Source organism: Paenarthrobacter sp. NPDC092416, assembly GCF_044755025.1.
GTDB lineage: Bacteria > Actinomycetota > Actinomycetes > Actinomycetales > Micrococcaceae > Arthrobacter.
The window spans coordinates 266,391-291,709 of sequence record NZ_JBIVQG010000004.1 but is presented as its reverse complement, the minus strand read 5'-3'; the positions used below and the strand labels follow the sequence as shown (position 1 = coordinate 291,709).

At 59.9% G+C, this 25,319-nt stretch carries 25 protein-coding genes; 14 read left to right on the top strand and 11 right to left on the bottom strand.

Annotated features, from left to right (window positions below):
- Nucleotides 1-64 precede the first annotated feature (64 nt).
- Nucleotides 65-991, top strand: coding sequence for a nuclear transport factor 2 family protein (locus tag ACIQC5_RS10940; protein ID WP_400281631.1), 927 nt, complete (start codon nt 65-67; stop codon nt 989-991).
- Here the strand turns inward: ACIQC5_RS10940 and ACIQC5_RS10935 are convergent.
- A complete protein-coding gene (locus ACIQC5_RS10935) occupies nt 988-1,341 on the bottom strand; it encodes a MerR family transcriptional regulator (protein ID WP_400281628.1) in 354 nt (117 codons plus the stop codon). The genes ACIQC5_RS10940 and ACIQC5_RS10935 overlap by 4 nt on opposite strands.
- 226 nt (nt 1,342-1,567) lie before the next feature.
- Here ACIQC5_RS10935 and ACIQC5_RS10930 point away from each other — a divergent pair, with 226 nt between their 5' ends.
- The 4 genes from ACIQC5_RS10930 to ribA all read left to right on the top strand — a co-directional run bounded on the left by ACIQC5_RS10930 (nt 1,568) and on the right by ribA (nt 5,047).
- The gene (locus ACIQC5_RS10930) at nt 1,568-2,017 is read left to right on the top strand and encodes a cupin domain-containing protein (protein WP_400281625.1); all 450 of its coding nucleotides are present in this window, start codon (nt 1,568-1,570) and stop codon (nt 2,015-2,017) included.
- A gap of 194 nt (nt 2,018-2,211) precedes the next feature.
- The gene (locus ACIQC5_RS10925) at nt 2,212-3,792 is read left to right on the top strand and encodes an acyl-CoA carboxylase subunit beta (RefSeq protein ID WP_400281622.1); all 1,581 of its coding nucleotides are present in this window, start codon (nt 2,212-2,214) and stop codon (nt 3,790-3,792) included.
- Between the two features lie 8 nt (nt 3,793-3,800).
- The gene (locus ACIQC5_RS10920) at nt 3,801-4,118 is read left to right on the top strand and encodes an EthD family reductase (protein WP_400281620.1); all 318 of its coding nucleotides are present in this window, start codon (nt 3,801-3,803) and stop codon (nt 4,116-4,118) included.
- A 191-nt stretch (nt 4,119-4,309) separates the two neighbouring features.
- The gene (gene ribA / locus ACIQC5_RS10915; protein WP_400281722.1) at nt 4,310-5,047 is read left to right on the top strand and encodes a GTP cyclohydrolase II; all 738 of its coding nucleotides are present in this window, start codon (nt 4,310-4,312) and stop codon (nt 5,045-5,047) included.
- Here ribA and ACIQC5_RS10910 read toward each other — a convergent pair.
- From ACIQC5_RS10910 to ACIQC5_RS10895, 4 genes are all read right to left on the bottom strand, one after another.
- The gene (locus ACIQC5_RS10910; RefSeq protein ID WP_400281616.1) at nt 5,000-5,338 is read right to left on the bottom strand and encodes an EthD domain-containing protein; all 339 of its coding nucleotides are present in this window, start codon (nt 5,336-5,338) and stop codon (nt 5,000-5,002) included. The genes ribA and ACIQC5_RS10910 overlap by 48 nt on opposite strands.
- An 80-nt stretch (nt 5,339-5,418) precedes the next feature.
- On the bottom strand, nt 5,419-6,453 hold the full coding sequence (locus tag ACIQC5_RS10905; RefSeq protein ID WP_400281613.1) for an MBL fold metallo-hydrolase: 1,035 nt from the start codon (nt 6,451-6,453) through the stop codon (nt 5,419-5,421).
- A 3-nt stretch (nt 6,454-6,456) separates the two neighbouring features.
- Nucleotides 6,457-7,242 carry an SDR family NAD(P)-dependent oxidoreductase gene (locus ACIQC5_RS10900; protein ID WP_400281610.1) on the bottom strand — a complete coding sequence of 262 codons (786 nt, stop codon included), beginning with the start codon at nt 7,240-7,242 and terminating at the stop codon, nt 6,457-6,459.
- 24 nt (nt 7,243-7,266) lie between these two features.
- Nucleotides 7,267-8,379, bottom strand: a complete 1,113-nt coding sequence (locus tag ACIQC5_RS10895) for an alkene reductase (protein WP_400281607.1) — start codon at nt 8,377-8,379, stop codon at nt 7,267-7,269.
- Between the two features lie 142 nt (nt 8,380-8,521).
- On the opposite strand from ACIQC5_RS10895, the gene ACIQC5_RS10890 reads away from it, so the two are divergent.
- The 7 genes from ACIQC5_RS10890 (at nt 8,522) to ACIQC5_RS10860 (ending at nt 16,273) form a co-directional block, all read left to right on the top strand.
- Complete coding sequence (locus tag ACIQC5_RS10890; protein ID WP_400281604.1) at nt 8,522-9,139, top strand: TetR/AcrR family transcriptional regulator; 618 nt, start codon at nt 8,522-8,524, stop codon at nt 9,137-9,139.
- A gap of 123 nt (nt 9,140-9,262) precedes the next feature.
- Nucleotides 9,263-10,798, top strand: coding sequence for a class I adenylate-forming enzyme family protein (locus tag ACIQC5_RS10885; RefSeq protein WP_400281601.1), 1,536 nt, complete (start codon nt 9,263-9,265; stop codon nt 10,796-10,798).
- On the top strand, nt 10,795-11,616 hold the full coding sequence (locus ACIQC5_RS10880) for a fumarylacetoacetate hydrolase family protein (protein WP_400281598.1): 822 nt from the start codon (nt 10,795-10,797) through the stop codon (nt 11,614-11,616). Before ACIQC5_RS10885 ends, ACIQC5_RS10880 begins: the two co-directional genes overlap by 4 nt.
- A 39-nt stretch (nt 11,617-11,655) precedes the next feature.
- Nucleotides 11,656-13,419, top strand: a complete 1,764-nt coding sequence (locus ACIQC5_RS10875; protein ID WP_400281594.1) for an acetyl-CoA carboxylase biotin carboxylase subunit — start codon at nt 11,656-11,658, stop codon at nt 13,417-13,419.
- A complete protein-coding gene (locus ACIQC5_RS10870; protein WP_400281591.1) occupies nt 13,419-14,288 on the top strand; it encodes an HpcH/HpaI aldolase/citrate lyase family protein in 870 nt (289 codons plus the stop codon). Before ACIQC5_RS10875 ends, ACIQC5_RS10870 begins: the two co-directional genes overlap by 1 nt.
- Nucleotides 14,289-14,314: 26 nt before the next feature.
- Nucleotides 14,315-14,794 carry a MaoC family dehydratase gene (locus tag ACIQC5_RS10865; RefSeq protein ID WP_400281588.1) on the top strand — a complete coding sequence of 160 codons (480 nt, stop codon included), beginning with the start codon at nt 14,315-14,317 and terminating at the stop codon, nt 14,792-14,794.
- 87 nt (nt 14,795-14,881) lie between these two features.
- Complete coding sequence (locus ACIQC5_RS10860) at nt 14,882-16,273, top strand: class I adenylate-forming enzyme family protein (RefSeq protein WP_400281585.1); 1,392 nt, start codon at nt 14,882-14,884, stop codon at nt 16,271-16,273.
- A gap of 102 nt (nt 16,274-16,375) precedes the next feature.
- Here ACIQC5_RS10860 and ACIQC5_RS10855 read toward each other — a convergent pair whose 3' ends face one another.
- Nucleotides 16,376-17,566 carry an acyl-CoA dehydrogenase family protein gene (locus ACIQC5_RS10855; RefSeq protein ID WP_400281583.1) on the bottom strand — a complete coding sequence of 397 codons (1,191 nt, stop codon included), beginning with the start codon at nt 17,564-17,566 and terminating at the stop codon, nt 16,376-16,378.
- Nucleotides 17,567-17,609: 43 nt separating this feature from the next.
- Nucleotides 17,610-18,086, bottom strand: a complete 477-nt coding sequence (locus tag ACIQC5_RS10850; protein WP_400281580.1) for a MaoC/PaaZ C-terminal domain-containing protein — start codon at nt 18,084-18,086, stop codon at nt 17,610-17,612.
- A 381-nt stretch (nt 18,087-18,467) separates the two neighbouring features.
- On the opposite strand from ACIQC5_RS10850, the gene ACIQC5_RS10845 reads away from it, so the two are divergent.
- Nucleotides 18,468-19,730: an MFS transporter gene (locus tag ACIQC5_RS10845; RefSeq protein ID WP_400281577.1), complete on the top strand. Its 1,263-nt coding sequence runs from the start codon at nt 18,468-18,470 to the stop codon at nt 19,728-19,730.
- A gap of 887 nt (nt 19,731-20,617) precedes the next feature.
- Complete coding sequence (locus ACIQC5_RS10840) at nt 20,618-22,774, top strand: glycogen debranching N-terminal domain-containing protein (protein ID WP_400281574.1); 2,157 nt, start codon at nt 20,618-20,620, stop codon at nt 22,772-22,774.
- A 253-nt stretch (nt 22,775-23,027) separates the two neighbouring features.
- Here the strand turns inward: ACIQC5_RS10840 and ACIQC5_RS10835 are convergent, their stop codons facing one another.
- The 4 genes from ACIQC5_RS10835 to ACIQC5_RS10820 all read right to left on the bottom strand — a co-directional run bounded on the left by ACIQC5_RS10835 (nt 23,028) and on the right by ACIQC5_RS10820 (nt 25,265).
- The gene (locus tag ACIQC5_RS10835; RefSeq protein WP_400281571.1) at nt 23,028-23,336 is read right to left on the bottom strand and encodes a heme-binding protein; all 309 of its coding nucleotides are present in this window, start codon (nt 23,334-23,336) and stop codon (nt 23,028-23,030) included.
- A gap of 95 nt (nt 23,337-23,431) precedes the next feature.
- Nucleotides 23,432-23,695, bottom strand: a complete 264-nt coding sequence (locus tag ACIQC5_RS10830; RefSeq protein ID WP_400281568.1) for a hypothetical protein — start codon at nt 23,693-23,695, stop codon at nt 23,432-23,434.
- Between the two features lie 32 nt (nt 23,696-23,727).
- Nucleotides 23,728-24,597 (bottom strand): universal stress protein, encoded by an 870-nt coding sequence (locus ACIQC5_RS10825; protein WP_400281565.1) that lies wholly within the window; start codon nt 24,595-24,597, stop codon nt 23,728-23,730.
- A gap of 197 nt (nt 24,598-24,794) precedes the next feature.
- Nucleotides 24,795-25,265 (bottom strand): GyrI-like domain-containing protein, encoded by a 471-nt coding sequence (locus ACIQC5_RS10820; protein ID WP_400281563.1) that lies wholly within the window; start codon nt 25,263-25,265, stop codon nt 24,795-24,797.
- Nucleotides 25,266-25,319 lie beyond the last annotated feature (54 nt).

Sequence of the window (25,319 nt, the reverse complement as noted above, 5' to 3'; positions counted from 1 at the left end):
GAGTGGCAAGGGCCTTCAAAGCCATGGGATGCAACGGCATCAGATAAACATTACGGAGATAGTTATGACCATTAGAACGGAAGTAGTAGCCGTCCTGGAATCGTTCTTAGCCGGATGGGCTACCGGGGATAGAGAGTCGCTTGGCGTGGCATTTCACCCCACGGCCTCTTTGCGTAGTAGCGCCCACGGCGACCTTACGGAGCGCAACAGCATCGCCGACCTTCTTGGTGCCGATTTTGGGATTGCCACGCCGTTTCGGCTCACTATGACCAATGTGTATGTGGCCGGTAGCGAGAAACACGTCATGGTCACGGCATACGTGTTCGGCCAGTCTGCTAACGAACTCTCGGTCGCACGCGGCGTTTTTGGAGGAACTCTCGTAGGAGAGCTCACACCCGACGAACATGGTTGGAAATTCGACGACCTGAAGCTCTCGATCCCCTGGATTGATGGTGAGACGAGTAAATTCGCGAAGTGGAGAATACCCTCCAGCCAAGGATGGAAGCTAGGCGACCCCACGCCCACAATCGTCAGTGAACTGGATTCCCCTTGGGCCAGGGGAATGTCAACTCTCCCCTCTGTGGACGCCGTTCAGCAAGTTGCGGACGCCTACACCCGTTACGCCTGGGCCATCGATCAGGGAGATATCCACCTTCTGCAGGACTGCTACACCCACGACGCTTTTGGGGAATTCCCGCCGATGGGCCACCGGGACGGTCGCCACGAAATCATCGGGCAACAGAAGGAATTCCGTCGCCAATGGCCCTGGATGCAACATTTCGGCCGACCTCTGAGCATCGAGGTGGCTGAAGACGAAACAACCGCCCATATGGTCATTGGCAGGGTGATGCCGCAACGGCCACAAACACCCGAAGGCCGTGACATCTATGGAGCGCATTACAAGCTTGACCTACGCCGGGAGCGGGGCGTGTGGCGAATCTCCTATTTTGACTACCGCCTTGGCTGGATCATGACGGATTCGGAGAACTAAGCCGCTGACGACAGAAACTTCTCAATCCTGTCACGGTGGCGCGTCAACGAGTCAATTCTTTCGTCGATGCTCGCCAGTTCCTTCCGAAGCCGGGTCGCCAATGGGCCATCGGGTTCCGCGGAAACATCAATGTCTTGGCCGTCCAGGCAAGGAAGGGCACAACGGATGACTTCGGTGGGCAGCCCAGCCTGAAGGAGGGAGCGAATCTGCAGGACAACGTCGACTGCGCTGTCCGGATAGCACCGGTAGCCGTTGGAAGTCCTCTTCGGGTGCAGGAGATCCTGCTCCTCGTAATAGCGCAGGAGCCTCGTCGAAACTCCGGTGGCTTCGGATAGGTCACCAATCTTCATGCTGTCTCCTTCCACGCCGGTTGCTGGACAGCTGCACGCGACTGTAGAGGTTCAATTCGGTGTCAACCATACATCGAGTAGTGCAACCAAACGAGATCGACGAGTTAACGAACAAACGCTTGTATTGACCTTGGTGATGTTGAGCTGGATACTTGCCTAGAGGACGTTCGAAGCTAGCAAGGACGATCCAAGAACGTGCCACCGACGCCACTTGAAAGGACGAGCGATGACAGACGTCGCCTTCGATATCAACAAGAACACGGACATCTTCCGCGTTCACCGAGCCGCTGATCTGCAGGCCGCCCCAGGGCAGACGCAGAACGCACGACGCATCTCTGGCGTAAGCAAGGAGAATAGCGCTGCGGACAGACTGTGGTTCGGCAAGGTGTACACCGGGCCCGGCGAGATCTCCGATCCGCACCACCACGGCGAGGCCCAAACCGGAGGCTACGTATTCAAGGGGCGTGGCTTCATTCGCTACGGCGAACGCTATAGCGAAATTGTCTACCTTGAGGAGGGGGACTTCGTATTTGTGCCGCCGTTCATGCCGCATATCGAAGGGAATGCCAGCAAGACCGAGGAGTTGGTCTGGATGACGACTCGCACGCCCGACAACATCGTTGTCAACCTCGCCGACCAGGACGTTGCCGACTTGGCGATTGACTACAAGTCCTGAAGGTTGATTCTCGCAGTGGAAGGCCGCCCTGAACTTCAGGGCGGCCTTCCGGCTTGTGATCGACAAGCCACTGGGGCCCACGAGGCGCCGTAGGCACTTCGGAGATTTTCGTGCAGATGACTAGACGAGCGAGCGCTTGTTCGTATACTAGTTAGACGTAAGTATTTATCTGCTGTTTCAACTGGAGGCCTTATATGAGCACCACCACGATCACGGAAGCCGAGACGCCGACGGCGGCTCTCGACGCAGCGACCGTGCACGAACTTCTCCAGGAGAAGCTCGCCGAGGCGAAACTTGGCGGTTCAGAGAAGAACCGCAAGAAGATCGTTGAATCCGGGAAACTGCTGGTTCGCGACCGTCTCGCCCTGCTGTTTGATGACAATGAGTATGTTGAGGACGGGCTTCTCGCCCGGTTCGAAGACGGGTTGCCTGGAGACGCTGTCGTCATCGCATTTGGACGGGTGGATGGCCGCCAGGTCTGCGTCATTGCAAATGACTTCAGCGTCAAGGCCGGCACTTGGGGAAACAGGACGTTCGAAAAGATCACGGCTGCGCAGGAGAAATCCAATGCGGCCGGAATCCCGCTTATCTACCTGTTCGATTCCGCCGGAGCCCGCATTGACGAGCAGTTTGAGAGTTTCGCAGGCCGCCACGCTTGGGGCAATATCTTCTACAACCAGGTCCAGATTTCTGGTCGCGTCCCTCAGATCTGCGCGCTGTTTGGCCCATCCCCGGCCGGCTCAGCGTACGTGCCTGCGCTCTGTGACATGACCATCATGGTTCGTGGCCACGCGACCGCCTACCTGGGTTCCCCCCGACTCGCTGAGATGGTAACGGGCGAGAAGGTAACGCTGGAGGAAATGGGCGGGGCTGAAATGCACTGCACTGTTTCCGGGCTCGGCGATGTCCTCGTCGAAGACGATGCAGAAGCCATTGCCGCCATCCGCGTATGGCTCAGTTTCCTGCCCGCCAACTGGGAGCAGCCAGCTCCAGTCGCTCCAGCAGTTGAGCCGCGGCCGGGACGGACGCTACAGGAAATCGTTCCACTACGCGAGGCGGAGGTGTTCGACATGGAAGAGTTCGTCGAGTCCCTGGTCGACGAGGGCAGCTGGTTCCCCTACAAGGAACTGTTTGCTCCCGAGATGCTGACCGGATTCGCCCGGATCGGCGGCCGCCCCGTTGGTCTCGTCGGAAATCAGCCCAAGCACATGGGCGGCTCCATCTTCCCTGACTCGTCCGACAAAGCGGCGCGCTTTATTTGGATCTGCAATGCCTACAACATCCCCATCCTCTTCTTGGTGGATATCGCCGGGTACATGATCGGATCCGCCGTCGAACGGCAAGGCATCATCCGCCACGGCGCGAAGATGATCTTCGCGGTGTCCGAGTGCCGCGTTCCCCGCATTACTGTGCTGGTACGCAAGGCCTACGGCGGCGGTTACCTCGCCATGTCCGGTGCCCCGATGAATCCGGACGCTGTCATCGCGCTGCCCACGGCCCGCCCCGCCCTGATGGGGCCGGATGCGGCGGTCAACGGCATCTACTACAACCAGATCCACGAGATCTCGGATCCAGTGGAGCGGCAGGCGTTCATCATGGAAAAGCACAACGAGTATGCCGAGGGTATTGACGTGTTCAAGATCGCCAATGCGAACGCCGTCGAGGCGGTTGTTCCAGCCAACGAATTGCGAGCAGACCTGATGGTTCGGTTGGATCTGTACGGTCGACGCAAGGCGGTGCCCGTCGAGCGCCGCCAGGCCGTCACTCCGGTCTAGGTGGGCAGATGATCAAGGTTGTAGCAGTGCTCACCGCCAAAGCAGGCATGAGCCGGGAGGACTTCCTCCATAAATGGAACGTTGAACATCCGGTCCTGGTCCGAAAGCTGCCAGGGCTGAGGCGGTACCGGCAAAATCCCGCCATCGAACACGCCAAAGAGTGGCCGTTCAACGGGATGGCTGAACTCTGGTTCGATAGTGTGGCGGACGTCAAGAAGGCGTACGCCGGCCAGGAGGCCAAGCTGCTCTTTGAGCATGAGCACGATTTCCTCGATGACATGAGGTGGTTCTTGGCTGAGGAGCACGAAATCGACCTCAGCGCATGAACAGCGGTAGGACCGGGTCCCTCGACCCGGTCCTTCCGCATCGGGGCAGCAGGTCCGAGGTAACGGCGTAGAGGACCCCGACCACAAGCCCGCAGCACAATCAAGCTTTGGTGATCAACGAGGATCAGGCGGTTTGTCCGAAAGGGGCACGAACCCATTGCGCCTGTTCCGCCACTGAAATGAGGAAGGCAATGTCAGCTTTGGAAGTAAGCGCAGGGGTGCCGTTCGTCCGCGGACCGCATCCAGTTCATGGTGGACCCGTGGTAGACCTGCCCACTTCGTTCGGCCTTTTTAGGGCCCAGGCATGGACTGACGCTACGACCGGCGCTGAACACCTTGCCGTCAGTTCGCGTAAGCCGGCCCGGGGGAGTGCACCGTTGGTCAGGCTGCACTCGGAATGCCTTACCGGTGACGTGTTTGGGTCATACCGATGTGACTGTGGGGAACAATTGGATCTGGCGCTCGGCCTGATCGGCGAACAAGGGGGCACACTGCTCTACTTGCGAGGCCAGGAAGGCCGCGGCATAGGCCTCGCCAACAAAATGAGGGCGTATGCACTGCAAGAGGCCGGGTTTGACACTGTCGAGGCCAACGAACAACTCGGCCTGCCTGTCGATGCGCGAAATTATGAGGCAGCAGCACAGATTCTCTTGGAAATGGGCCTTCGGAAGATCCGCCTGCTAAGCAACAACCCAGACAAACGTATCCGGCTGGCGCTCGCGGGCGTGGACGTGGTGGATATGGTTCCCACGGAGGTCCCTGTCAGGGACCAAAACATCCGCTACCTGCAGACAAAAAGGGAGCGGATGGACCACCGATTGACTCTCGGAGCCCATCCTGCCCCCTCTCAGGTGCTTGCCTCAGGTGCAGGGAAAGTAGGGTCAACTGACGATTGGAACGCTGGACACCGAGAGTACGACCATGGCTGAGATGAAGTTCTTGGCATCGTCCAGCACTTTTTGGCCTATCGGGCCGGAAAAGGCTTCTGAGACTTCAAGCGGGCCTGCAAACACGAATTCCACGATGCCGTCCACCTCGATATCGGGTCGTGGGTAGTCCTGTCGTCCTGAGATGTCGGTCACGTGATGCTGAGTGTAGGAAATGATGTGCGGAAGCTGCCGTACGAGCGGGGCGTGGACTTCCAGCCAATATCGCTGGAATTCTTCCCGGGACAAGCCTGATTTCCTCTGCAGAAGCGTGATTTGCCGAATGTGTGTCATTTCTTCATTCCTTTCAATGTGATGAGCAGCCGGATGCGGTGGGCAGGGCGAGACCGAATTTCTCCATGTTGGAAATTGGCTCAGCCAACCACCTGATGCTGCGGCAACCCTTCCACGTCATGTTTGCTGCCGGCCGTGCGGAGATATTGAAGGTGCGCTGCTGTTTCGCTCAGGGCGAGCCGTAGTTGGAGGCCACCCAAAGATTGGAATCCCCTCGACCAACGCAGGCTTTCCGCGACGCTCCATACGGTGGGGTTCTGCTGCGCCTGGATCAATGCCAGTACTTCGGCAGACCTGCCGAGGGCCAAGGACTTGAGCTCACGGGCACGTTGAGCGAGCCCGTTGAAGCGGTATTCGTGGGCGGGAAGCACTTCGAAGTCATCGTCCATCTCGATACGCTCAAGTGACTCCAGGCAGCTGCGGAGGGGGTCTGTATCACCGCGCATTTCCAAGGAGACATTCGGCGAGATCCGGGGAAGGACATGATCGCCGCTGATGAAAACCCCGCGGCTCTCGTCCCGGAGGCAGATGTGTCCTGGGGTGTGGCCGGGCGTTTCCACAACGGTGAGCTTGTTTGCGGATGCGGGCACCAAATCACCGTCGCCCACCCGGAGGTCTGCGTCCGCAAGCCGTTTCAAATGCATCAGTCCGGCCACATCCAAGGCCGCCTCGTGGATCCGGTCTTCCGGCACACCCCATGTCCGCATGCGGCCACGATCGGCTGCGCTTTCATCTGCGGGGTCTTCAAAGGCTGAGATGTACCGTTTCTCAGCCCTGCCTAAAATAACCTCCGCTCCGGACATTTGCCTGAGCCAGCGGGCCATGCCCAGATGGTCCGTGTGGAAATGGGTCGCCAGGATTCCGGTGACATTTTTGACGCCCACGCCGGCGGCCCCGAGGCCGGCTTGGAGGTCCAGCCGGCCTTGAGGACTGTCGAAGCCGGGGTCGATGACCAGACAATCATCGCCGTCGACAAGGACATAGGCCAGCGTGTAACGCATGGGGTTCCGAGGGAATACAACGGGCACAGACCAAAGTCCGACTGCCACGCATTCCACGGGCGGAATCACTTTCTTGAGCCAAGCCTCGCGTTGGGCTATTCCAGTAATTTCCACAGATCAGCTCTTAGCCGGGTCAAACAGTCGGAAAACCTGGGTGGCACCGCCGTCGATAACCAGGTCCGCCCCGTTGATGCTCCGCGCGTCCTCGGTCAGGAGGAAAGCTATGAGGGCGCCGATCTCGTCCGGGTCGACGATCCTGCCTGTGGGCACTTTGGTTGGAACCTGATCGCGCACTTCCTGAATGACCATTGGGGTGTCAACAACGCCCGGGCATACAGAGTTAACGGTGATGCCTGTGCCCCAAAAATCCATGAGCAGCGAACGCGTGAGGTTCGAGAGTCCCGCCTTGGACGCTGCATAACTGGGGTACGGGTAGCCCGTCGTCCCCGCGATGGACGAAACATTGATGATCCGCCCCCAGTTTGCCGTTAAGAAGTCCCCCGCGAACGCTCTGATGAGGGCGAACGGGCCCACCAAGTTTATGTCTATGGCCTTCGAGAAGGACTTCACATCGTGATCCAGAAGCATCTTCCGGTCCAGGATTCCCGCAGCGTTGACGAGGGCATGAATCTCGCCGACCGTTTCTTTGACGTCGTTCCGAAGGCGGTCGACGTCGTCCTGTTGCGTGACGTCCGCGGCGAACGCATGTGCGGCGAACCCTTCAGAGCGAAGCTCGTCAACGGCTTCCTGGCAACGCTCCAGATCCAAATCGACGCACAGCAGCGTGTGCCCGGCTACTGCCAGGCGTTTATTGATTCCACGGCACATGCCTCCAGCCGCCCCTGTAATGAGCACGTTGAGTGCGCCATCGGAATCGTTGGAGGCATGCAGATTTGGCTTCACGTCTTGATTCATCTTTCGTCAGGTTCAGTTGGCGGATTGCAGTTCGGGGTAGTCGGTGTAGCCTGCCGGGCCGCCTGCATAGAGGCCTTCTTCGCGGAGCCCGGTGAGATCTGCCCCATTCCTGATTCTGCGTGGCAGGTCTGGGTTGGCGATGAACAGGCGTCCAAAGCCCACAAGGTCGGCCGTTCCGGATCCCACGGCCGAGGCTGCAGTCTGGGGGGTGTGGCCGCCCGTGACGATGACTGGGCCGTCAAAGAGCTGACTGAGTTCCGCGCTCTGCAGCACGTCGTCGCTGGTCGGCGCATCCACGGCACCAGCGATTCCAGGTTCAACCAAGTGGAGGTAAGCCAGCCCGCGTTCGTTAATACCGCGCACAAGTGCGGAGTAGAGGCTCCGCTTGTCCGGGTCGGAGACGTCCATCCAATCTGACGAGGGCGAGATCCGGACTCCGATACGGTTTGCCGGGACGGATTCGCTGACGGCTTCAATAACCTCGTAAAGGAATCGGAGCCGGTTCTCGATCGATCCGCCGTATTGATCTGTTCGCGTGTTGGAACTGGAATTGAAGAACTGATCAAACAGGTATCCATTTGCTGCATGGAGCTCAACGCCATCGAAGCCGGCCGCGACCGCGTTGCGTGCGGCGGCCGCGAACTGAGCGACGATTTCGGCGATGCCTTCGTGACTGAGTTCCCGCGGCACTTCGAAGGGAACGGGTCCATCCGGGCTGCGGTACTCCCATCCGGAAATGGCAATGGGGGAGGGGCCCCACGGCGGGCAACCGTCAGGCTGTACGCAGGAATGCGCTTGACGGCCGACATGCCACAGCTGGGCGTAGACGACCGCGCCCTTCGAGCCAGCGGCCGAGACAATGGGTCGCCAGGCTTCGACCTGAGCTTCGGTGTAGAGGCCCGGGACCTGCGCGTAGGCGGAGCCCTGGGGTGAAACAACCGTACCCTCACTGATGATCAGGCCAGCACCTGCTCTTTGTCCGTAATACTCAGCCATGAGTGGTGTCGGCACCCCGTCCGCTTGAGCCCTGCTTCGGGTGAGCGGAGGAAGCACGAAGCGGTTGGGAAGGGTTTGGCCGCCAAGGACCACTGGTTCAAATAGTTGATCGAGCAAGACACACCTCATTGTGAAGGAGTACGATCGTTCGTACGTTCATAACAGTGAACGAGTTCGCGAGACGAAAGTCAACACGTGCCCGACCGGATCAAATTTGAGCCGGCCTGGCGAGTGGCCAATCCGGCCCGGTGAAACAGAAGGGTGGCAAGCGATGACACTGGTAAGTGAGCGAAACAGCGCTGACGTAATTCGAGCAGAGGCCGCAAAGCTGTTTTTCGACAGGGGCTATGACGCAACAAGCCTGCGGCAGGTCGCGGCCGCCGCCGGGCTAAAAGTGGGAAGTCTCTACAATCACATTGACAGCAAGGAGCACTTGCTGCTGCAGATCATGGGCGGGATCATGGATGACCTTATGGACTCCATCCGCAGGGCAGCCGCTGTTGAGGGTGACGCAGTGGCCAAGCTTCAGGCTGCGCTGGCCGCCCATCTCAGGTTCCATGCGGAGCGGGCTCGAGAAGTGTTCATAGGCAACACAGAGCTTCGCTCGCTCTCCAACGGCGCCCGCGATGTAGTGATCGCCAAGCGCAGTGAGTACGAATTACTTCTCCAAGAGCTGATCGAAGAAGCCGGCACGGCAGGGCTCGCCGACGTGGCAGATGCGAGGATCCACGTGTACAGCTTCGTCGCCCAGGCCACACACGTTGCGTCGTGGTTCAAGCCCGGAGGGCGCATGACCCTGGATGAAATCGTCAGCATCTACACGAAATTCGCGTTACGCGAACTCAATGTCCCTAATGCCGACGCCAGGGTTGGGCATTCGACTTCATGAAGGCCCACACACCTTCGCGGCGTTGCCAATGTGAGCATTCGGACGTACGCTTGTTCGTATAGCTGAGGTTGCCATCGTGGGCAACTTCCAAGATTTGCTGAATTTCGTTCCAGAGAGGCAACGATGCGAACTATTGGAGACTGGATTCGCCTTAACAGTCGACGCAATCCTGCAAGGGAAGCGTTCGTCGGGGTCGACGGAAGGGTCACGTTTGGCGAGGCCGCGGAGAGGGCTTGGCAGCTGGCCAGGGGACTGCGCGGCTCCGGGGTCCAGGCAGGGACCGGCGTGGGCGTCCTGGCTGGCAACACGGTGTTCAACGCCGAGGCATTCTTTGGCGTCGCTGCCGCCGGCGGTGTTTACATCGCGTATAACTGGCGGTGGGCGGCGGCCGAACTTGCCGCGGGCATTTTGGAGACAGAGGCGCGAGTAATTCTGGTGGAAGAAGCCCACCTTCCGCTGCTCGAGCAGGCCTTGGCAATCATCTCCGAAAACTCGGGCGAGTTGCCGTTCATTGTCCGCCAAGGCACCGAAATGGATTCGCTTCGGATTGGTACGGGGCCGTTGGATGACGTGGCAACCCCCGAATCGCCGCTGTGCATTATTTACACGGGCGGGAGCACGGGCACGCCGAAGGGCGTTGTCCTTTCCCACAAGTCGGCGCTGGCAAACGCGATTAACGAGATGTATGACTGCGGCGTAGGCAGCCGAGAGAACGAGAGGGGCCTGATTGTTACTCCGCTCTTCCACTCCGCGGCGCTCCTGTGCTGGCTCGTACCGCATTTCATTGCCGGAGCCACGAGCGTCATTGCTGAGAAGTTCAGCGACGAGTCGGTCGTTGACCTGGTAGGGCGCGAAGCTATCACGAATACTTTCATGATCCCCAACATGATGCGTAGGCTCATGGACGGCGGAGTGCTGCAGGATCCTGCCATCCGTATGAACCTCAAAAGCGTTCACACCGGAGCCGGTCTTCTCCGCATGCCGGACAAGGAACTTTTCACCGAGATGCTGCCGGGTGCCGAGCTCTACTTCAGGTATGGCCTGACCGAGGCAGGGCCTATGGTTACTCGACTCAAGCCCTCAGACATGCTTGACCCGGCGGTGGACGGGTCCATCGGCACCGAGTACCTCCTGGTCGAGGCCCAGTTGCAGGATCCGGACGGGCTTGAAGTCCCAGCCGGCGAGCTCGGTGAGATCTGTGTGCGAGGACCCGGTCTGATGACCGGATACTACGGGCGCCCTGAAGCAACGGCTGAGGCGATGCGTGGAGGTTGGCTGCATACAGGCGACCTCGCGACGCGTGATGAACGCGGCTACTTCTACTTCAGGGACAGGCTGAAGGAAATGATCAAAACGGGCGGCGAGAATGTGTACTCGGCCGAGATCGAACAGGTTCTGCACCTCCATCCCTCAGTCTTGGAAGCCGTCGTTGTTGGTGTACCCGACCCTAAATGGGACGAGGAAGTGCGCGCTGTCGTGGTGCTGCGAAGCGGAGTCCAGGCCGACGCGGCCGAGCTCTCCGGGTTCCTTCGCCAGCATCTCGCCGGGTACAAAATCCCCAAGAAGATGGTGTTCATGAGACCTGAAGAACTGCCTCGGTCCGCCGCAGGAAAACTGGTGAAGAGCCAACTGAAGACGAATCTGGGGTGGGGCGCATGAAGCTGGCAACCATCCGTACCGAAAACGGAACACGCGCTGCGGTCGTCGACGGCGGTAAATTGCTGCCGCTGGACTTCAAGGATGTCGGGTCCTGGCTTCAAGCCGGGGCGCCGGAGTGGTCCAGCCACGTTGCCGGCGCACCCATCAGTCCTGAGGAAGCGGATTTCGCACCCGTTATTCCAAACCCGGGCAAGATCATCTGTGTTGGTTTGAATTACCGGGACCATATCTTGGAGATGGGCAGGGAACTGCCCGAATACCCCACCCTCTTTGCCAAGTTTGCTGACTCCCTGGTCGGGGCCAACGACGACATTGTTCTTCCGCCGAATTCCGCCAGCGTCGACTGGGAAGGTGAACTGGCGGTCATCATTGGCTCCAGCGTTAGCCGTGCCGATGAAGCTCAGGCGCGGAATGCCGTCGCGGGTTTTGCTGTGGCGAATGACGTCTCGGCACGTGACTTCCAGCGGCGCACACCGGAATGGCTCCAGGGCAAGACCTTTGACCAGACGACGCCGCTTGGGCCGTACCTCGTTACGGCCGATGAGACAGGACACGAGCCGGACTTGGACATCAGCTGCAGCGTGGATGGCAACACCAAACAGCATTCACGCACCTCGGAACTGGTTTTTGGTCCCGTGGCACTTATTCAGTACATCTCGGCAATAACCACCCTGCGCCCTGGAGACGTCATCCTCACCGGAACTCCCGGAGGTGTGGGAGATGGCCGCATCCCCAAGGAATTCCTCGAGCCGGGATCCGTGCTTGAAACGAGCATCAACACGCTCGGTGCAACAGCCAATCGCTGCGTAGTCCGATAATCCGACGCCGCTATTTCTTCTTCATGACAAGGAACAACCATGTTTAGCAAAATCCTGATCGCCAACCGCGGCGAAATCGCTGTCCGCGTCATTCGGAGCTGCCGATCCCTCGGGATCCAGTCAGTTGCAGTGCATTCCGAGGCTGATTCAGCATCCCTTCACGTGCGCGAAGCCGATCAAGCGGTGGACCTCGGGCCAGGCCCGGCGAGCGAAAACTACCTGAACATCGAGCGCATCATCGCTGCTGCACTCGAGACCGGCGCGGAGGCCATCCACCCGGGATACGGCTTCCTTTCCGAGAATGCAGGCTTCGCGAAGGCTGTCGTGGATGCTGGACTGGCGTTTATCGGCCCGAGTCCCGAGGCAATTTCCACCATGGGTGAGAAGGTCGCGGCGAGGGCCGTTGCCATCGCCGCTGAGGTGCCGCTGGCCCCCGGCTCCAAGGAAGCAATCACGGGCGCCGCAGACGTCATCAACTTCGGCACCCAGCATGGCTATCCAATCCTCGTCAAGGCATCGGCGGGTGGCGGTGGCCGTGGCATGCGCCTGGTCGAGTCCGAGGAGCACGCAGAGGAAGCTGTCGCCGCAGCAGTTCGCGAAGCGACGGCCGCATTCGGCAATGGCGAGGTCTACCTGGAGCGGTACCTCACAAGCGCGCGCCACGTTGAGGTGCAAGTGTTCGCAGATAAGTTGGGCAATACGGTTTACGTTGGTGACAGGGACTGCTCCGTGCAGCGTCGTCACCAGAAACTGATTGAAGAGTCGCCTGCGCCGGGCCTCTCGGCGGAACTTCGGACAGCCATGGGCGCCGCAGCTGTCCGACTCGCCCAGCACGTCGGTTACGCCGGTGCTGGCACCGTGGAATTCCTGGTGGAGGGAGAAAACTTCTATTTCCTCGAAATGAACACCCGCATCCAAGTGGAGCACCCGGTCACTGAGATGGTCCACAATGTTGACCTCATCGCCGAGCAGATCCGCGTAGCAGCGGGTGAAGAACTGAGCATCCGGGACCGCCTAACTCCGAGCGGCGCGGCTATCGAAGCGCGCATTAACGCCGAAGACGTGGCCGGGGGACGGTTCCTTCCGGCGCCCGGGCTCATCGAGGAGCTCACCCCTCCTGAGGGCGAAGGCCTTCGCTTCGACACTGGTTACATGAGCGGTGATGAGGTACTCCCTTACTACGACAGTCTCATCGGTAAGCTCATTGCCTATGGACCGGACCGGGAAACGGCGCTGGCCAGGCTCGAAGACGGCCTCGAGCGACTTCTTGTCCGAGGTGTTTCCACGACCGTCCCGGCGTCGCTCAAGGTAGTTCGTCATGAGGACTTCCAGGCAGCGCGGTTCACGACCCGCTGGCTCGAAGAGACTGTGGATTTCTCGGAGGAACCCGAGGAAGAGTCGTTGGCACGCAACGAGGTTGAAGTCGGCGGACGCTTCTACATCATTCCGCAGTTCTCTGATCGCCCCGGTGCAGTGACCAATGGCGGACCGGTTTGGGCGGCGCCCGTCGAGGAAACCGCAGCAGGCGGACAGCGGCCGCGAAACAACCGGGCCCGAGGCAAGGGCAAGGCCTCTGACGGAAGCGTAAAAGCACCCATGCAGGGGACCATCATCAAGGTCAATGTGGAGGAAGGCCAGGCCGTCGCCACCGGAGATGTTCTCTTCGTCCTTGAAGCCATGAAGATGGAGAACCCCATCCAAGCACCTGCAGCCGGAATTGTCGGTCCCGTCCACGCCGTCGTGGGCGACTCGATGGCAGCCGGAACCCTGCTGACCCAGCTCGTTCTGGAAGGAGCCAATTAATGAAGCCTTACCGTTCAATCCTCTTCGTCCCAGGCCATAAGCGAAGCTGGATCGACAAAGCGCTGGCCTCGGAGGCCCACGCCATCATCATTGATCTGGAGGACTCGGTTCCGGAACCGGACAAAGTGCTGGCACGGGACAACGCACGTGACGCCCTGAGCACGTACTCGGGCGACAAAGGCATTCTCATTCGCCCGAACGCTTTGGACACGGTCCATTTTGGGCAGGACATCGCAGCGACCACGCACGGGAACCTGACAGGCTTCTTGTTGCCCAAGCTCTTCTCTCGCGATGACGTAGTGCGCTTCGACGCGTTGGTCACTGCGGCCGAATTGCTGCATAACGTGCCGAAGGGAAGTGTGGAACTGATCCCGTCCTTGGAAACGGCTGCGTCCATCAGCAAGGTTGATGAGATCCTGGCCGGCCCCAGGGTAGGCGGTGTCATGGCCGCGGCAGCCAAGGATGCTGACGTTTCCCGCGAAGTTGGCTTCAGCTGGACGGCGGAAGGCAACGAAACGCTCTACCTGCGCAGCAAGGTGGTCTTGGCAGCCCGTGCAGCAGGGCTGCGGAGTATTGTCTTGGGCCTCTGGCAAGAGGTCAACAACATTGATGGACTTCGTCGCTTCGCGGAAGCCAATAACGGCCTCGGCTACACCGGCCAGGTGCTGATCCATCCCACCCACGCGCCTGTGGCCAACGAGTCCTACGGCTTGTCGCCAACCATGCGGGGGTACTACGAGGGCCTCGTAGAAGCCTTCGAAGAAGGCCAACGCCAAGGGCACGGTGCCGTCTCCTACCGCGGAGACCATATTGATCTCGCCCATGCCAACCATGCCCGCGAGGCACTCGCCTTCGCGGGCAGCAACTAACAACCCACTTCTACAGGAGACAGATCATGGCCGGAATGTATTACGAGGACTTCCATGTAGGCGAAGTAATCCGCCACGAAGTTACCAGGACCGTCACGGAGACGGACAACCTGCTGATCACCACCTTGACCATGAACGTGCAGCCGTTGCACCTCGATGCCGAGTTTGCAGCACAAAGCATGTACGGCAAGCAGATCGTCAACAGCATCTTCACGCTCGGAGTGGTCACCGGGGTACCCGTCCAGGACACCACGCTCGGGACCACGCTGGGAAACCTCGGATTCCGGGACATCGAATTCCCGAAGCCGGTCTTCTTCGGCGACACTTTGCGCGTCGAAACCGAAGCGCTGGACAAGCGAGTATCCAATTCCCGGCCGGAGACCGGCATCGTTGGGATCGAACACCGTGGCTACAACCAGCGCGGCGAGCTGGTTTGCGTCGTCCGCCGCACAGCGCTCATGAAGCGCCGAGAGAGCGCGGTAGCAGAGGTTACAGCTAACGCATAAGTCGTTTATCTTTCCTGAAAGTGTGCGGGCCGGTCAGCGGAAAAGCTGCCGGCCCGCGCCGTCGAAGCCGGAAGCAGGATCCAACACATGCCTTTCCTGAACAGAATCCAGAGGTGGGCAGACCTCCGACCTGATGGCACCGCCGTCGCTGTAGACGGCCGCGGATTCACTTGGGCTGAACTACGCGGAGCGGCAGAAGAACTTGTCCCCGTCATTCCTCAAACATACGTTCTGTGCGAACCCAACTCTCTTGAGTTCGCTGCGCTCTACTGTGCAGGCATAGCCAGGGGACGTCAGGTCGCCGTGCTTGATCCGGAATGGATGCCGAAGGCACGGGAGGAGATCACACGGCGACTGCCCGCTTCATCCCGGGCCGAAGGCCTTGCCTTGGAGGACGGCGACCCCGACTCCACTTTCCTCATCGGATTCACCGCCGGTACTACCGCAACACCGAAGGCCTTCAGTCGAACACGCAGATCGTGGCAGGCTTCCTTCGACGCCTCCATCGAGTTTTTCGATCTCAAGCAGGACGATAAAACATTGGCCCCGGGACCGCTGGCAGCGAGCCTCAACCTCTACGCCCTCTCTGAGTGCCTCTATGCGGGCGCCGAGTTCCACACACTTGGAACGTTCGATGTCGGAGAGGCGCATGAAGTGATCGTGCACCACGGCATCACGAGGTTGGTCCTGGATCCCACCATGCTCCGGCTCCTCAGCGAACGAGGCCTCATGGCTTCCGTGGATGGCTCCGCAATCAGAACAATCATCTGCGCTGGTTCCAAGCTTGACGGGCGAACGTTGGAGGCCACAAGGCGATGGTCGCCAAACGCCACAGTCTTCGAGTACTACGGCGCTGCTGAACTCAGTTTCGTTTCCGGCCGTGGTATCGCATCGGGCAAGTCACTCGACGCCTCGGGCACAGCCATTGGGTCGCCATTTCCCGGCGTCGAGGTGCGGATCCTCAATGACCAGGGGCAACCCGTGCCTGACGGAACTCCGGGAAACATCAGCGTGAAAAGCCCGATGGTGTGCCAAGGGTACCTCTGGGGTGATGACGACAATGCTTTTCGCCGGATTGGCGACCACTACACGGTCGGCGACCAGGGGTATCTCCACGGCTCAAAGCTGCACATTCTCGGGCGCAGCTCCGACATGATCATCACGGCGGGGACGAACGTTTATCCGCATGAGGTGGAACTGGCCATGGCGTCTATTCCCGGTGTCGAAACGGCTGTGGCGGTGGGAGTGCCGGATGATGTGCGCGGGAGCCGCGTCGTCGCAGGAATTGTTCCATCGTACGGAGGTCTCACCGCGACTTCACTCAGCGCGGCAGTTGAAGAATTACTAGCCTGGGACAGGACGCCGGTCCGCTACTACCTGCTTGACGAGCTGCCACTGTCCGACCGCGGAAAGATCAACCGACGAAAACTGCTGGAGTGGATTAGGAACAACGATCGCAGGGTTCGCCTACTCGGCTAGAGGATGACTTTCTGCCGCCGGGTCCCCGCCAAGACTGGTCTGAGTGACTCACTGGGGGAGCCACTCAGACCAGGAATTGGTGCCATGATTTTGAAGCGGTGATTAGTATGAGCGGGGAAGACCCAGGTGTTGTTCGCCGATGTAATTGCGGATCATGTCATCCGTCAGGGGGGCGAACGTGTAGAGCCGGGCGTCTCTGAAGTACCGCTGCATGGGAAGTTGACGAAGGAAACCCCAACCGCCCATCGCCCGCATCCCGACGTCGGTGGCGGTCGTGGCGGCGTCGGCTGCTGCGAGTTTCGCCATGGCTGAGAGGGTCTCGTCGGCGCCTGAGTGCTCGTCTGAAGTGATGGCTGCCTTTTCAAGCAGAAGGCGTGCACCCTCCACCTTGACGCTGCTGTCCACAAGCTTGTGCTGCAGGGACTGGAAGGCGCCAATTGCTCTGCCGAAGGCATGCCGTTCCTTGACATAGTCGACGGCGTAGTCCAGTGCCCCCCGTGCGATGCCCAACGCGACTGCTGCGCCGTTGAGACGTTCCCCGTTGAGCGTGCCAAGAACTTGGCGGAAGCCTTTGTCCACCTGGCCGAGCACCAGTGCAGCGGGGACGCGGACGTCTCTGAATTCAATGTCGCATTGTTCCAGCGCGCGAATTCCCATCGTGTCGATGGGTGTAGTCGTGATGCCCTGCGTGTCGCGGGGAACGATGAACATGGTGATTCCGTCGATCGAGGACCGCCGGATATCGCTGGTCCGGGCCAAGACAATGAGGTAGTCGGCGTCCGATGCCCCGCCGATCCATTTCTTGGCTCCATTGATCAGGAAGGCGCCGTCTGGTTGCTCGACGGCCTTGGTTGTCATTGCCCGTGCCACGTCGGTCCCGCCAGCAGGCTCACTCAACGCGAACGACATTTTGACGTCGCCGGCAAAGAGCGGAGCGAGGAAACGCTCCTGCTGGTCGCGGTTGCCGAAAGCGTGGAGTAATTCGACACCCATGTACTGAACGACGAAGCTGACTCCCATGGACGTGGCACGGGCGCCAAGCTCTTCCAGTACTACTGTCTGGCTGCGGTGCCTGGCCTTCGGACCGCCGATGGTTGACTCCAGCTGAAGAAAGCCGGCCTTCGCGAGCGCGCGGAAAAGCTCGACGTCGTAGGTCTCGCCTTCGTCATGGGCCGTTAGGCCTTCCGCGGTGACGTGTTCGTCCAGAAACTGAACCAGACGTGCGCGCAATTCCTCGGGGGATTCATAGTGGCCCGAAGGGCTGATTGCCCCAGGGTGTGCCGTGATGCTCATTGATACGCTCCTTTACTTATGTGGCCAGAAGAGGTGGAGCGACCTAGCGGCGCTTGATCAGGAAGCTGCTGGAGAAGGTCATCACGGTACTGCCGTCTTGTTTCACCACTGAGTAGTCGATTGTCCACAGCCCTGCGTCGGGCTTGCTTGTTTCCCGTGCCTCGCTGACCAAGGCTTCCACGCGGATCGTCTCACCGATGAAGACAGGCTTCAACGCCCGGACAGACTCCAGCCCAAGCCAAGCGATCACATGGCTGAAGTAGCCAGTTTGGGTCATCAACCCCAAAGCAACCGAAAGGGTGAGGGGTCCGTGTCCGATCCTTTGCCCGAATGGAGTCTGGGCTGCGTACTCCTCGTCCAAGTGAAGGGACACCCAATCGCCGGTCAGTCCGGCCCATTGCACCAAGTGGGCCTCGGTGATGGTGATGCCAGGACTCTGAAGGTGATCACCCGATACCAAGTCGTCCCAGAAATGATCCGGGCGTCCCTTGACGACCTTGTCTTGGACTTGCTCGCTCATGCCTGCTCCTCATGTTCTATGGCTCCACGGGCTCCGTTACCCGAAGAGGCTTCTACGGATAGCATATGCGAATGAGCGTTCGTACGTATAGCCCCGGCAACTTTTTCGCCCCCTTGCGTGCGATCCACATCACATCGTAGACTGCGAACGAACGCTTGTTTTTTTATTGAGCCAAAGTCCGGCCCCAGACGGCGAGGGGAGCCAAGAGCTCCGCGAACTTTAGTGGACCGTGAACGTCACCGCTGACGCCCAACTCTCCATACACTTTAATTACCCAAGGAATGAGTTCCAATGTCGGAATTGTCCAGCCCAGTTCAATCATCGCCCCCGTCCGCGGGTGAGGTGTCAACATTCAACCCCCGGACCGCTCGACGGGCCGTTATGAGCGGCACGTTCGGCACTGCCTTGGAGTGGTTCGACTTTGCCGTATACGGAACGTTGTCGGCAACGCTCTTCCCACAACTTTTCTTCCCCAGCTTCGACACAAATACCGCCATTCTGGCCTCCTTTGCTACCTTCGGAGCGGGTATGGTGGCACGCCCACTCGGAGGAATTGTCTTTGGCGCACTTGGTGACAAGATCGGCCGACGCAACGTGCTCATGTTCACGCTTGTACTCATGGGCCTCTCTTCTGTGCTGATCGGTCTGCTGCCGGGTTACGCCACAGCGGGAATTGTTGCTCCGACGCTCTTGGTCCTGCTGCGGTTCCTCCAAGGGTTCGCCCTCGGCGGCGAGGCCACTGGCGTCCAAGTGCTCGTCGTCGAACATGCTCCCACCGACCATCGTGGTCTGTACGGAGGAATTCTGGCGACGGGTTCACCTCTTGCCCAGACCTTCGCGTCGGTAACGCTCACTGGACTTGCTGCTTTCCTGTCTAAAGAGGAGTTTGCCGCCTGGGGCTGGAGGGTGCCTTTCCTGATGGGTGTGCTTCTCCTCGTCGTAGGCGTGTTCATTCGTCGTCGCGTAGAAGAAACGCCAGCGTTTCAGGAGAGCCAAAAGAAGGCCGCTGAATCTGCGGTTCCCCAGGAACGTGCCCTTGCAGTCATCATGAAGAAGCCCGGAACGGTCATCAAGCTGGTGTTGTCTTGGGCCGCCTCAGCAGGGTTGTTCTGGATCAGCGTCACCTATGCCGTGAATTACCTGACAAAGGAGCTCGGCTACGAAAACTCAATCACCTTTGGGCTCCTGTTGATGGCCAACCTCGTGTCAATCCCCGCCGCCGTGCTCGGTGGCCGGCTCAGCGACCGCATTGGCCGAAAGAAGACATTCCTGCTCGGCTTGACCATGCAGGGCGTCGCAGCAGCCACAATGTTCCCGATCATGAACTCGATGAACTTCCCGGCCAGCGCAGCCATCATTGCGCTCGCCTTGTGCGGTATTCAGGTCACGGCAGGAACCCAGGCGGCGTTCTTCTCCGAGTCACTCCCCACGACCATGCGCTACACGGGTTCAGCGTTGGGCATGACGCTGGCTGGGCTGTTCTTTGGTGCGCCGATCCCGTTTATCGCGGCCTGGATTTTCCAGAACACCAGCAACGGCACGCTTGCGCTGACCTGCATCGGCCTAGGCCTGGTAGTAATCTCCATCATTGCGACGTTGATGCTGCCAGAGCGCTTCAAGCAGTCTCTCCACGAGGAACACTGAGCTGTATTGCCCATCTTCCTGGGTCTTTTGTAGTCAATACCGACATCGCGGGCCGCGCCAAAGTGCGCGGACCGCGATGTCGTGGTCCTTTCGCAATCGAGGCGTGCATTTAGTGCGCAACCGTAAAGGGAGGGAGCGGCGGGGGAGGGCGGCGTCCTCTCCGACTTCCCTTGCCACACTAACGGCAGGCCAAACCGGAAAGTCGAACCGTGAGGTGCTGTCTCTTCGGCCTTAATCCTTGATTTGCCTCGTAAGGACTTCGAATTCCTCTACACCAAGGATCTGCATATGCTGCTCGGAACTAGTTTCGGTGCGGATCTGATCAGCGGCTTGCTGGCTGCCAACAAGGGCTTCCTTGTCACTCCACAGAGTGATCGATAGCGATGTGTTGCCTTCCCCCAGAAGGTAATAGATGCCTAGACAACCTGGGAGGTCAAGCACCCGATTGACGGTATCTTCTGAAGGTGCTCCCGTTGTGTCAGGGCTTGGTTGAAATGTGCTGACTCGAGCGAACATGATCATCCTCCGATTTGTCGTCTGGAGCCTGCCTGCCGATGCCGGCGATCGGGTCTCACTGCGATGCAGCACCCTGGCCAATTCGATGGGTAGATCTCCTCCCACAAGTAGGCACCAAGCCTGTGCCCAGGCACAAGGCCAAAATCGTAAATGCTGCGACCAGCTGGAAGAGCTGTGGCCAACTAGAAGTGCCGTGGCCAATGTCGCCCAAGGGCGACATGACGCACGCGGTGCTCTTCGCGTAAGGCTGGTACCGGTAGGCACATAGGCGTAGCGTCATTTTTGCTGAAGAGGGGCGTTGGCTGCGCGGAAAAGGATCTGCGTCTACGCCAGGTGTTGAGCGACTGAAGTCAATCCTCTGAAGGAGTCGGATGACTGGATGGAATGTTGACACTGCTGCTGGACCGCTTGGGCCAGGGACGATCACCTTGGTGGAAGGCTCATCATTTTGCATCTCCTCGGCAAACGGTGATATCCATCCTGAGCTGCCGCAGGGGGTTTTCTTCGAGGACACCCGCATCCTGTCTCGCTGGAATCTGACTGTTAATGGTGAGCCCCTTGAGTCGCTGGCCACGAAAACGAAGGAGCCTTATCGCGCCATTTTCGTCACCCGCGTGCCCCGTTCTGATGGGTACTCGGATAGCCCACTAATCGTGGAGCGCCTCCGCGAGGTAGGCGCCGGAATCCTGGAACATATCAGTGTCCAGAACTACTCGCTGGCTCCCATTGAATGCGTGGTTTCCCTTAGCATCGCGGCGGACTTCGCGGACCTCTTCGAGGTCAAAGATGCGCGCATCCAGCGCCGCTGGCATGAGTTCCGCCACACCGACGTCGAATCGCTGACCATAAGGGGCATTTGGCAGGAGGTCCAGAAGGGCGTCGTTGTGTCGGCTGGTGGCGCCGACGTAACACCAGAGGCGTTGACGTTCCGAACCATTGTCCCCTCTCACGGACAATGGGGCGCCGTCGTGAGCGTGGTGCCACTTGTGGGCGGAGCCAGTCCAGTGGCGCCCTTCATTCGTCCGAACGAAGGCGAAATCTCTCCGCGCGACGTACGCAGGCAAGAGTGGGTTTCCAGGATTCCGGTGCTGCACATCGGCAATCGCTCCATCGAACGGACTCTCCAGCGCAGCTATGACGACCTGGGTGCACTCCGTATTGAGGTCCCCGACCACCCGGACCGGATCGTAGTCGCCGCAGGCGCGCCGTGGTTCATGGCGCTTTTTGGTCGGGACTCGCTATGGGCGTCGCTTATGGCGCTGCCCGTGGATCCGTCCCTGGCACTCGGCACCATCAAGACGCTCGCCGACCGCCAAGGAAGCGTGGTGGATGTGATGAGTGAAGAGGAGCCGGGAAAAATCCTGCACGAAGTCAGGCTCGATGTTTCCAGCGGACTGGCGCTGGGTGGCAAATCCGCTTACTACGGCAGCGTTGACTCCACGCCCTTGTTCGTAGCTCTGTTCGGTGAAGTCAGCCGCTGGGGTTTCGCTAAGGACACGATCGCGTCGTTACTGCCCCATGTCGACCGTGCACTGGACTGGATCCAGAGTGACGGGGACAAGGACGGTGACGGCTTCGTGGAGTACGAGCGCCTCAACGACCGCGGTCTGATCAATCAGGGCTGGAAGGACTCCTGGGACGGAATCAACTTCGCGGACGGGCGTCTGGCTGAGCCCCCGATCGCATTGTGCGAGGTACAGGCTTATGTCTATAGCGCGTACCTGGCCCGCTCCTGGATAGCGTACGAGGCCGGTGACGTCGGTTTGGCAAACGAGTACCGGGAACGCGGGGCAAAGCTGAAGAGGCAGTTCAACGAGCAGTTCTGGCTTCCCGACCGTGGCTACTACGCCATCGCTTTGGATGGCAAGAAGCGCAAAGTCGACGCGTGTGCTTCAAACATGGGTCAGTGCTTGTTGTTCGGAATCGTCGATGAGGACAAGGCGCCTCTGGTGGCAGAGCGTCTCATGTCACCCGAAATGTTCAGCGGATGGGGAGTGCGGACCTTGGCCAGTGGCATGGGGGCCTACAACCCTGCGAGCTACCACAACGGTTCGGTTTGGCCTCACGATAATGCCATTATCGCCGCCGGGCTCCTGCGGTACGGCTTCGTGGAGCAGGCGCAACGAATATCCACTGCGCTGTTTGAGGCGGCAGAATACTCGGACGGAAGGCTGCCCGAGCTGTTCTGCGGATTCAGTCGCGAGCACTTCGACGAACCCGTGCCATATCCGACAGCATGTTCTCCCCAAGCGTGGGCAGCAACCACTCCGATTCAACTGATCAAAGGCCTTATGGGCTACTACGCCGATGTTGGCCACGGCGGCCTCTGGATGGACCCTGTCCTCCCGGAATCCTACGGTGACTTACACATCAGCAATGCGCCTATGGCCGACGGCCGAATCACCATAGACATTTCCGGCCCCACGGCCACCATCCAAGGGCTGCCGGCGGGGATGTCATTCCATCGAGGAACCAGGCCCTGGGCGGCCGACCTTGTGGAACAGCAGAGAATGCGCGGAACCACATAGCGGGTCGAAGGATGGCCTGCCGGAGCGAACGCGCCCAATGGATCGTGGCCCATCCCCAAGCCGCCACCAGGATCGGGCCAGAGGATTCCCAAAGTCAGCATGGAAGACGAGAAGCTGTCGTTCGACCAGGCGAAGTGGGCCTACTCTTCGGATGGCGCCATAAGCACCGACAGACTCAACCGTCAGTCGAGGATGAGTACTTCTTAGACAGGTCCAGCCAGCGTCCCGAAGACCGGCGAGCTGTAGATACAGCCTAACCTTTCGTGAAGGCGCGCTTCCCCGTCTGGAAGAGCCCCAGTGCCTCGATGACCAGATCATGGTCTGCTTGCTGCGGAAGGGCGGATACTGTTGCCGTGGCAACATGGCCGGTTCCTTCGACGTAGATCGGAACAGCACCTCCGTGCGAGGCATAGGCCCCGGCCACAATCATGGCGGGATAGACCACAGAGCCCGGGGCTGCGGAAAGGGCAAGCCCGGCGCCAACGGCTGCAGGAATGACGAATCCAATGGCCTCGCCGGCAGTCACAGCGAAGACCCACCGCCACAGGAATTGTTGTTGCATGCGCGGCCCTACGCGACGGTGCGAACAAACACATGTCGGCAGTCCCGCGCGTCCACGGTGAAGGGGACACCACCGCTGCACGGGCACTGGGCGGTTCATGACGTGCGCTTGAATCCACCACGCACTGCCGCCAGATTCCGCCAGTGAAGAAATACGGTAAGGACAATGAGTGGCACATGGATCACCGGGAGGTTTCGCGCCAACCATCGCGGAAGGTAGATGTCAGTGACAGATCCGGTCCTGTCGCCGAGGTTCCGGGCGACGGCAGTCAGTGGGCAACGGAACCCGTTGGCCACGAATACCATTGCCTCAACGGCAACCACAGTGGCGGCAATCCCTGGACCGGAGCCGGGAGGCACTGGCAGCCACGCTGTTCAGGGTCGCCGTCGGGTCAATAGGCTTCATGCGCATCGGACGGCGGAATGACGATTGTAGGGCAGGGCATGTGAGTCAAGACGCCATGGACCGTGGACCCCAGCAGCAGCCGGGTAAATCCGCCGCGCCCACGACTGCCCACTACAAGGAGCCTCGCATTGGCTGACGCCTCCACCAAGGCCCTCACTGGTTCTTGGTGGGGTTCCAACACCCGCTTGACGCTTAGATCCGGGTAGGAAGTGCTCAATCCCGCAACCGTTTCGGCGAGAACAACGCGCTCCTGCTCGCTGATCAGCCGCCTGAGCTCGATTGGTGCCAGCCCTGCGTCGGACTCTGGATCAGGTGCGTTGTAGGCATGGAGCACAGTGAGTTCTTGTCCATCCCGGTCGGCCTCAGCGGCGGCGAAGGCAACGGCCTTGAGCGAGTTTTCAGAACCGTCCACGCCAACAACCACGCCACGCCTGTCCTGGGAATCGTCCATCTCGCCAACGACTGCCACGGGCCCCTCAGAAGCCCCTGCAATTTGAAGGGCCCGATCTGTCAATGAGCCGCCCAGATGGGGGCTGCCGGAACCGATGACCAGCAGCGAGCACTTCCGGGCATACTCGCCAAGCGATGCTGCCACGCTTCCGTTAAGCACCTCGGTGGTCACTTCGACCTGGAAACGTTGTTGCACCTGGGCGGCGTCGGCTTTCAGGAGTTTTTCGCCGGACCGCTCGAGCGCATGGCTCCACCTGGCGGGATCAAGCGACCAACGACTGTCAACCACGTGAAGGATCGCTAGTGGCAGATGCCCTCTTTCTGCACGTCGCGCCGCCCAAATCAGCGCGGCTTCGCTCTGGGTGGAGTCCTTCACTCCTACGGCGACTGCGTTATTGTTGCTCATCGTTCCTGCTTTCGTAACTGCAAATGGCCCGTCAGGCCATTTGCCGGGATGCTTCCAGGATCCGGAGCTGGCATGGGAGCCTTGCCGGATCCAATTTGCCAACGACCTGCAGCTTTACATGGCTGGGACGGTGCAGGCATTCGTCAATGGCTTCACCGCGACCCTGATGTGGCCAACGGCGGTTCCTCCCCAGGTTTTCAGGCGACCGGCCACACGACCCGTGTTTGCCACGTGGCAGGGTCGGGTTGCTTCTCGGGATCACTGAGGTACCACTCCCACATGGTGTCCGAAGGGGTCAGGCCTTCGGCGCTCATGCGCTCAAGGATGAGCGTGTACGTCCGGTCAAGGGTGTCGTACGGGCCCTTGTGCGTGGCTTCAAAGGCATCAGCTTCCGGCAGCGTTCCGTTAACAACGTCGCCGGAAGCAGCGAAGTTCGGCGTGATGGGAAAACCTGCCTCGACATCAACAGTGTCTGTCGGCATGCCGTGGTACATGGCAAAAGGTGGTCCTGTGGGGCTGGCGTGCTGGGCCTGAGCTGCTGCCACGACAGCACCCAACGCGCGGCCAAAGAAAGCCGTGAGACCGGCCATGGGCACGCGTTCACGGACCACAGCAGTGGTCTGCCAGGACGTATGGATCCTTCGCGGTTCTGGCTCGATAACGGTCATACCACCAGAGTCGCCCGCCTTACGGGCAGGGGACAGGGCCAAAGGACTCTAAAA

What these genes read in the sequence shown, in the direction of transcription:
- ACIQC5_RS10855 (WP_400281583.1), bottom strand. Translation starts at nt 17,566, where the DNA reads ATGAGCATCACGGCACACCCTGGGGCAATCAGCCCTTCGGGCCACTAT.
- ACIQC5_RS10920 (WP_400281620.1), top strand. Translation starts at nt 3,801, where the DNA reads ATGATCAAGGTTGTAGCAGTGCTCACCGCCAAAGCAGGCATGAGCCGG.
- ACIQC5_RS10880 (WP_400281598.1), top strand. Translation starts at nt 10,795, where the DNA reads ATGAAGCTGGCAACCATCCGTACCGAAAACGGAACACGCGCTGCGGTC.
- ACIQC5_RS10840 (WP_400281574.1), top strand. Translation starts at nt 20,618, where the DNA reads ATGACTGGATGGAATGTTGACACTGCTGCTGGACCGCTTGGGCCAGGG.
- ACIQC5_RS10890 (WP_400281604.1), top strand. Translation starts at nt 8,522, where the DNA reads ATGACACTGGTAAGTGAGCGAAACAGCGCTGACGTAATTCGAGCAGAG.
- ACIQC5_RS10895 (WP_400281607.1), bottom strand. Translation starts at nt 8,379, where the DNA reads ATGAGGTGTGTCTTGCTCGATCAACTATTTGAACCAGTGGTCCTTGGC.
- ACIQC5_RS10935 (WP_400281628.1), bottom strand. Translation starts at nt 1,341, where the DNA reads ATGAAGATTGGTGACCTATCCGAAGCCACCGGAGTTTCGACGAGGCTC.
- ACIQC5_RS10930 (WP_400281625.1), top strand. Translation starts at nt 1,568, where the DNA reads ATGACAGACGTCGCCTTCGATATCAACAAGAACACGGACATCTTCCGC.
- ACIQC5_RS10925 (WP_400281622.1), top strand. Translation starts at nt 2,212, where the DNA reads ATGAGCACCACCACGATCACGGAAGCCGAGACGCCGACGGCGGCTCTC.
- ACIQC5_RS10875 (WP_400281594.1), top strand. Translation starts at nt 11,656, where the DNA reads ATGTTTAGCAAAATCCTGATCGCCAACCGCGGCGAAATCGCTGTCCGC.
- ACIQC5_RS10940 (WP_400281631.1), top strand. Translation starts at nt 65, where the DNA reads ATGACCATTAGAACGGAAGTAGTAGCCGTCCTGGAATCGTTCTTAGCC.
- ACIQC5_RS10865 (WP_400281588.1), top strand. Translation starts at nt 14,315, where the DNA reads ATGGCCGGAATGTATTACGAGGACTTCCATGTAGGCGAAGTAATCCGC.
- ACIQC5_RS10825 (WP_400281565.1), bottom strand. Translation starts at nt 24,597, where the DNA reads ATGAGCAACAATAACGCAGTCGCCGTAGGAGTGAAGGACTCCACCCAG.
- ACIQC5_RS10860 (WP_400281585.1), top strand. Translation starts at nt 14,882, where the DNA reads ATGCCTTTCCTGAACAGAATCCAGAGGTGGGCAGACCTCCGACCTGAT.
- ACIQC5_RS10835 (WP_400281571.1), bottom strand. Translation starts at nt 23,336, where the DNA reads ATGCAACAACAATTCCTGTGGCGGTGGGTCTTCGCTGTGACTGCCGGC.
- ACIQC5_RS10850 (WP_400281580.1), bottom strand. Translation starts at nt 18,086, where the DNA reads ATGAGCGAGCAAGTCCAAGACAAGGTCGTCAAGGGACGCCCGGATCAT.
- ACIQC5_RS10845 (WP_400281577.1), top strand. Translation starts at nt 18,468, where the DNA reads ATGAGCGGCACGTTCGGCACTGCCTTGGAGTGGTTCGACTTTGCCGTA.
- ribA (WP_400281722.1), top strand. Translation starts at nt 4,310, where the DNA reads ATGTCAGCTTTGGAAGTAAGCGCAGGGGTGCCGTTCGTCCGCGGACCG.
- ACIQC5_RS10870 (WP_400281591.1), top strand. Translation starts at nt 13,419, where the DNA reads ATGAAGCCTTACCGTTCAATCCTCTTCGTCCCAGGCCATAAGCGAAGC.
- ACIQC5_RS10885 (WP_400281601.1), top strand. Translation starts at nt 9,263, where the DNA reads ATGCGAACTATTGGAGACTGGATTCGCCTTAACAGTCGACGCAATCCT.
- ACIQC5_RS10820 (WP_400281563.1), bottom strand. Translation starts at nt 25,265, where the DNA reads ATGACCGTTATCGAGCCAGAACCGCGAAGGATCCATACGTCCTGGCAG.
- ACIQC5_RS10910 (WP_400281616.1), bottom strand. Translation starts at nt 5,338, where the DNA reads ATGACACACATTCGGCAAATCACGCTTCTGCAGAGGAAATCAGGCTTG.